Source organism: Pseudoalteromonas sp. Angola-7, from assembly GCF_028599255.1.
In the GTDB taxonomy this organism is placed as follows: domain Bacteria; phylum Pseudomonadota; class Gammaproteobacteria; order Enterobacterales; family Alteromonadaceae; genus Pseudoalteromonas; species Pseudoalteromonas atlantica.
Genome location: NZ_JAQREL010000074.1, coordinates 1 through 255 on the forward strand (window position 1 = coordinate 1; position 255 = coordinate 255).

At 41.2% G+C, this 255-nt stretch carries 1 pseudogene; it reads left to right on the forward strand.

The annotated features are described in order from the left end of the window. Positions 1-255, forward strand: a pseudogene (locus PSH50_RS21295) (copper resistance system multicopper oxidase); the annotation flags it as partial.

A 255-nucleotide genomic window follows, 5' to 3' on the forward strand; every position in this document is an offset into this window, starting at 1 on the left:
GGAGTATGGAGCTTCAGTTGATATGCGCGTTGATATGCCTAGAACAAATCTTGATGATCCTGGTATTGGTTTACGTAAAAATGGTCGCCGTGTTTTAACACTTGCAGATTTACACTCACTTGAAGGGATCACTAACCAGCAAGAGCCAGAAGCTGAAATTGAGTTGCATTTAACCGGAAATATGGAACGTTATAGCTGGTCATTTGATGGCTTAGAATTTGGTAAAAGCACGCCAGTGCATATGAAGCATAACCA